The sequence below is a fragment of the Micromonospora sp. 4G55 genome, assembly GCF_016803375.1.
In genome coordinates, this window is the sequence record NZ_JAEVHN010000406.1 from 1 (window position 1) to 5,703 (window position 5,703).

The 5,703-nt window shown below is 66.1% G+C and carries 4 protein-coding genes and 3 pseudogenes; 3 read left to right on the forward strand and 4 right to left on the reverse strand.

What is annotated here, in order from left to right:
* Window positions 1–209: 209 nt before the first annotated feature.
* A pseudogene (locus JNW89_RS25760) lies at window positions 210–648 on the reverse strand (transposase family protein); the annotation flags it as partial.
* Between the two features lie 24 nt (window positions 649–672).
* Window positions 673–1,428 (reverse strand): DeoR/GlpR family DNA-binding transcription regulator, encoded by a 756-nt coding sequence (locus JNW89_RS25765; protein ID WP_238450879.1) that lies wholly within the window; start codon window positions 1,426–1,428, stop codon window positions 673–675.
* Between the two features lie 225 nt (window positions 1,429–1,653).
* Here JNW89_RS25765 and JNW89_RS25770 point away from each other — a divergent pair, with 225 nt between their 5' ends.
* Window positions 1,654–2,553, forward strand: coding sequence for an NUDIX domain-containing protein (locus tag JNW89_RS25770; RefSeq protein WP_238450881.1), 900 nt, complete (start codon window positions 1,654–1,656; stop codon window positions 2,551–2,553).
* Window positions 2,554–3,163: 610 nt separating this feature from the next.
* Here the strand turns inward: JNW89_RS25770 and JNW89_RS25775 are convergent.
* Entirely contained in the window at window positions 3,164–4,072 is a 909-nt protein-coding gene (locus tag JNW89_RS25775) for a class I SAM-dependent methyltransferase (protein WP_238450882.1), read from the reverse strand.
* A 162-nt stretch (window positions 4,073–4,234) separates the two neighbouring features.
* Here JNW89_RS25775 and JNW89_RS39035 point away from each other — a divergent pair.
* A pseudogene (locus tag JNW89_RS39035) lies at window positions 4,235–4,357 on the forward strand (IS30 family transposase); the annotation flags it as partial.
* Window positions 4,358–4,385: 28 nt separating this feature from the next.
* Here JNW89_RS39035 and JNW89_RS25780 read toward each other — a convergent pair.
* A pseudogene (locus tag JNW89_RS25780) lies at window positions 4,386–4,810 on the reverse strand (transposase family protein); the annotation flags it as partial.
* A 120-nt stretch (window positions 4,811–4,930) separates the two neighbouring features.
* Here JNW89_RS25780 and JNW89_RS25785 point away from each other — a divergent pair.
* The coding region (locus JNW89_RS25785; RefSeq protein WP_238450883.1) for a transposase at window positions 4,931–5,703 on the forward strand (773 nt) is incomplete at its 3' end.

A 5,703-nucleotide genomic window follows, 5' to 3' on the forward strand; every position in this document is an offset into this window, starting at 1 on the left:
CTCATCGGTCAGCACCAGCGGCGCGGTGGGACGCCCGGTCCTTGGCATCCCATCACCTTACACCAACTTATGAGGCGAATTTCCGGCGCGGAACACTAGTGCCTTCACCACGAACGTTGGCCGGGTTGGTCATGCTGTTCGGGTTGGTGGGTTGGCCCCAGCGGCGTTGTCGTTCGCTGCGGATTTTGGCGCGTGGCGGCGTGGAGCGGCTAGGACGATGTGTAGGAGGCGCGGTGATAGTCGCGCAGGCTTTTGAAGCACTTCATCCTGGCCAGGGCGTGTTCGGTCTGGGCGCGGACGGTTCGGTGCTGGGCGTTGAGGTGTTCATTCCAGTCCGGTAGCGGGCTGCCGTCATGGGGTTTGCGGTACAGGATGATCACCTCTTGGTTGCCGCGGTAGGCACCGTCGGCCATGACCGGTGGCCCCTTCAGCTTCTGGGCAATGCCGCTGGTGCGGTAGACGATCGTGTCGTTGCGGTTGCCTGGTTCCGGGTCGCCGTGGGCGATCACCAGGCGGGGCTGGCGTTGATGGCCACCTGCAGGTTCGTGGAGTAGCGGTAGTTCTTGCTCGACGCGGCGGGGCGGTGGTCCCGGGTCGGACCAGTGTGCCGTCGGCGATCGCGATCTGCTCGGTCGGCCGCTGGCGGACCGTCTATCGGTTTGCAGCGGTCGGTTACGCCTGGATGACAGGTATGCCGGCGTTGTGGAGTCGGCTCACGGTCTCATCCTGCTCCGGGGCGTCGGTGATGACGCCGGCCACAGCCGTTAGGGGCAGGACAGCGAAGCGGGAGGCAGCGCCGATCTTCTCTGCGCTGGCGAGGACGTAGGTGTCGGCGGCTCGGCGCGCCAGGGCCCGCTTCATGGCAGCTTCGTCGGCGTCACCGGTGGTGAGGCCAGCGTCGGGGTGGACTCCGGTGACGCCGAGCAGGAAGACGTCGGCGTTGACGGCTTGGGCGGCTTCGACGGCACCGGCACCGCATGTGACGACGGAGTGTTTGAAGAGCCTGCCCCCGAGCAGGTAGACCTCCACGTAAGAGTGCCCGGCGAGGGCAGAGGCCACCATGGGGCTGTGAGTGACCACCGTGGCGCGCAGCTCGGCGGGTAGGGCTTGCGCGACGGCCAGTGCGGTGGTGCCGCCGTCGAGTATGGCGGTGGTGCCGGGCTGGACGAGGGCGGCCGCTCCAATCGCCACGCGCTGCTTGCTGTCGGTCTCAAGATGGCTGCGGGTCGGGTAGTCGGCGACCGCGGGTGAGGCGGGCAGGGCTCCCCCGTAGACCCGTTGGCACAGCCCGGCCGCTGCCAGATCTCTCAGGTCGCGCCGGATCGTGTCTTCGGCGATGCCGAGCTCGGCGGCGATGGTCTTGGCGACGAGACGCTGGTCGCTGTGGAGCCGAGCCAACAACAGGGCTCGACGCTGGGCAGCCAACATGCTTATTTCTCCGTATTCCTCTTTGTTCTTGCCTACTCTGTCGATACTCTCATGGACATGGCTGCCGACGAAATCCCCGGCCCCCACCTACGGGTGGCCTCGGGCACGAACTACTTGCAGCACCCACGGCGGGACATGCCAGCAGCAGCCGCGGGTCCTGACCCTGCGGGGCGGCCAGGTCGGGGCGCGCCGGCGCTCGGGGGACGGAGAGCAGAGGCGCGAGCGGTGCATGACATCAACGGCAGCTCCGTGGAGGCACTCGGAGCGGAACCCACGCTCCGCTCGGGCGAAGAACGGTTCCCGCGTGCTCGCGAGGTCCTGACGTCGTGCGTGCTCGGCGATGCCGTCGCAAGCCAGCAGGCTGCTGTAGTGCGATCCGACGGCCCACCGGTGCTTCCCGATGGCGTGCCACCTTTGAACCTTGAGCCTGGCCAGGTCGAGGCAGCAGGACTGAATCCCGCTCCGAGGCCTGGCATTGACATCCCCGACGCGCGTGGCCGCATCGGACTGGATCGGGCAGGACGGGACCTCATCAGAAACCCTGACGTCGTGATCCGTGAGGTTGAGCTGTTGGCCAGCGGGTGGCACGTTCTGCGGCGCACGACGTTCGACTACCACAGCGGCGACGGCACATGGAGCCGGCAGCAGCGTGAAACCTACGACCGGGGAAACGGTGCCACGATCCTGCTATACGACGTCGACCGAGCCACCGTCCTCATCACTCGACAGTTCCGCTACCCGGTGTACGTCAACGGCCACCCGGACGGGCTGCTGTTAGAGACCGCGGCGGGACTGTTGGACGATGATGCCCCCGACGCAGCCATCCGCCGAGAGGCCGCCGAAGAACTCGGCGTCACCATCGGCGAACTCCACCATGTCTTTGACGTCTACACCAGTCCGGGTTCGGTCACCGAACGAGTGCACTGTTTCGCTGCGCCCTACACACCCGCCACACGCACCGCGGCCGGAGGCGGAGTCGTCGAAGAGGGCGAAGATATCACCGTCGTGGAACTGCCCTTTGCCGAGGCACTGGACATGGCCTACGACGGACGCATCACGGATGCCAAAACCATCTTGCTCCTGCAATGGGCCGCGCAACGCGGCCCATTCCGGGCTACGCTATAGACTGCGCATTCCGACGGCATTGCACATATGAATGCGGCATTGGTGGGCGTGTTGTGATCCAACTCGGCGCAGCAGCGGATCAGCTTGGGGTTGTTCAGGCTGGTCAGAGACTCGTGCAGTGCCGGGTCGGCGCCGACGAGCACGGCTTTTTGCTGGATGATGGCCTGTGACCGTGACCTGACCGCGGAGGTTCTGGCCAGCTTGAACGGCCGGGTCATCTGGACAGGGCCGTCGCCGGCGTTGGCAGTGGCGGTCACGAAGCGGGACGGCACGGGCCGGGCTGCGGCTTCGGCGTCGATGGCGTCGGTCTTGCCGCGCGACGCCGATTCGCCTTGTCAGGCTGGTTGACCTCGACTACCTGCATGCCCGTCCCGTGCAAGGTGGCGGGTGCGAAGAAATCATCGTCAGCGTCTACTCGAAACTGGCGTTGGAAGTCGGCAGACCTCGCAGGGCTGTTCGAGGATTGAGAATGGCGGTGGCTACGCCCGCTACCACCACGCCCACAGGATCCGCCCGACTACCCAGAACACGGCTGCGCGACGAGGCACAAGCTCGCCCGCGCCCAACCGGACAAGCCCACTGAGAAGAATGCTTCCCATCTGTTTCTGGCTCAAATGCGAGCCCAGGCTCCCACTAGGGCTGGAAGTAGCTGGATCCCGTCATGGCCAATGACTTCTGCGCGCAGGCGGTCTTCGAGCGTCTCGATGTCGACCTCACCCCGCTTCACGGCACCGACCCGCTCTAGGATCGGCAAGAGGCTGCGCACCGTCGCGGCCAGGTAGGCGTAGCCTGGCCATGCGGGTCCCCCGCCAACCGGCACATCACGCCGCAACTGCGGTGCCTGAAGGCCCGCCTCCAGGAAAACCTTGAACAGCTTTAACCCCATTTCGCGATCGGGTCCGGGGACGCCAGGGGGCGGCGTGGTCCAAGCCAGAACCTGCTCGTGCAGGGGGCCGGCCGGGTAGGTGCGGGGCGGGCTGCTGAGGTCAATCTCCTGAAAGGCGACGATCCCGCCGGGACGTAGCCAGCCTCGTGCCCGGCGCAGCAGCGCGCCTGGATTCGGTATGTACTGCAGCACCCAGCGGCCGACGACCGCGTCAAAGCACTCGTCAAGTTCCAGCGTCAGGACATCGCCCTGACGGAAAGCCAGGGTGCTCCACCCCGCAGACTGCGCCCTGGAAGCTGCCCGGTCAAGAATCTCGGCGTTCGTGTCTACGCCGACCACACGACCTTGGGGGCCTACGAGTTCGGCAAGAAGCAGGGCGACGTCACCCGCGCCGCTGCCGACGTCGAGGACCTTCATTCCGGCCGTGATGCCCGCAGCGGTGAGGAAATGCCGGGTGAACGGACCATAGAGCTGGTGCTGCATGATCAACCGTCGGGTCTCGGCGTCGCTACGGCCTAGGGCGTAGCTATCCGCGCTGTCGGAAGGCAACTGGCTCATGGCACGATCCTCGCACCGCAGCCAGGCAGCGGCCCCGACCTTGAGCGAGAAGGCACCCATGACGGTGGCTCGCATATTATTGTGATGCTGGACGAGGCGGGTGGAGCGGTCACGTGGAACCTTGACCGCGGGGTTCCTGTGTAGACATGTAACGAAGTTGGCCTATCAGCAGGGATAGCGCTGCGCGAAGAGATCATTAGCAAGGGCATCTAGCCGCCCCTCTTGGGCTACGAAACCTGCCAGGCGGGCAGTGCCTGGCAACGCGGTTCCAACGAGAACCTCAACGGGCTGCTGCATCAGTACTTCCCGAAGGGGACCGATATCAGCGCCTTCAACACTGAACACCTCGCCCAGGTCGCCCCGCAATCAGTCGCGGCCCGCCGATGCCCTAAGGGACGTTTCGTATGTCGGTGAAGGTGTTGCCCAATGGCCGCATCGGTGCTCTGCCGGCGAGGACGATGTTGTGTAGGTGGGCGATGCGGAAGCGGTGCCGGTCAATGTGTGAGCGGCGCGGTGGTGGTCGCGCAGGATTTTTCGGCACTTGAGTCTGGTCAGAGCGTGTTCGGCCTGGGCGCGGATGGTGCGGTGCTCGGCATTCAGGTCCTCCTTCCGCGCCGGCAACGGGCTGCCATCGCGGTTCTTGCGGTAAGGGATGATCACCTCGGGGTTGCCGTGGTAGGCGCCGTCGGCGATGACCGGCCGTCCGGCCAGCTTCTGGTCGATGCCCGAGGTGCGGTAGGCGATGGTGTTGTTGCGGTTGCCCGGCTGCGGGTCGCCCACGGCGATGACCAGTCGGGTGGTGGCGTCGATGGCGCCCTAGCTTGATTTTTAACCTCCGAGGGTCCTGTAGGGACCCTGACCGATGACGGAAACAGCCCTTGGTTGATGATCTTCTTGTCTAGGGAAGAGCATCAATAACCAAGGGCTGTTCTGGTGACCAGTGTGCATGACCGTGGTCCGGCTGGTGCCGTCGGGGAGTTGACGGGGTTCCGGCGAGAGTTTTACGACTGCTTGACCGCTCGGGCTGACGCGTTGTTCGACCTGACCGACGCGGTGTTGTGCGCCGACGGGCCGGTCCGGTCGTTGGTGGAGTTGTCGCTGGTGGGTGAGCACCGTCGGGGTCACGGGGCGTTGTATGACGCCCTCGCCTGTGGGCGGCTGGACATCGATCGGCTGCGCACCGCCCTCGCCGGGGTGCCGTTGCCGCGGGCGGCTGACGGGCGTCTCGTTTTGGCGGTGGACATCACCTGCTGGCTGCGGCCGGACGCTCACACTTCACCGCAGCGGATCCTGTGTCACACCTATGGGCGCGGTAAGGATCAGACGATCATGGTCCCGGGCTGGCCGTATTCGATGGTGGTGGCCCTGGAATCGGGCCGAAGTTCGTGGACCGCCCCGTTGGACGCGGTGCGGCTGGCGCCTGGTGATGACGCGGCCACGGTCACTGCTGGGCAGCTGCGAGACATCGTGGGGCGGCTGATCGCGGCCGGGCAGTGGCAGGCCGGGGACCTGGAGATCCTGGTCGTGGCCGACGCCGGCTACGACGCACCCCGACTTGCGTTCCTCCTGCGTGACCTGCCCGTGCAGATCCTCGCGCGGATGCGCTCAGACCGGGTACTACGCCGGGCAGTGCCGCCTCGGCAGGCCGGGACGATCGGCCGACCGCGCCGGCACGGCGGCGAGTTCGTCTTCGGCGATCCCGCCAC